Source organism: Rhodococcus sp. KBW08 (assembly GCF_003852455.1).
Lineage (GTDB): Bacteria > Actinomycetota > Actinomycetes > Mycobacteriales > Mycobacteriaceae > Rhodococcus_F > Rhodococcus_F baikonurensis.
On the sequence record NZ_QAJJ01000056.1, the window covers coordinates 1 to 208 of the forward strand.

Below are 208 nucleotides of genomic sequence, written 5' to 3' on the forward strand. Positions count from 1 at the left end.
AAAAAAAAAATTAATTTTTGTCACTACCTCACCGAACCGGTATTGGGTAATTTACGCGCCTGCTGCCTTCCGTGGATGTGGTAGCCGTTTCTCAGGCTCCCTCTCCGGAATCGAACACTGATTCCCCGTTACCCGTTACAACCATGGTAAGCTTTGATCTTACCATCGAAAGTTGATAGGTCAGCCACTTCAATATTTTTTTTTTAAA

At 42.8% G+C, this 208-nt stretch carries 1 rRNA gene; it reads right to left on the bottom strand.

The window, feature by feature from the left end:
* Window positions 1-19: 19 nt before the first annotated feature.
* Window positions 20-208 (bottom strand): 16S ribosomal RNA (locus tag DBV08_RS32660); the annotation flags it as partial.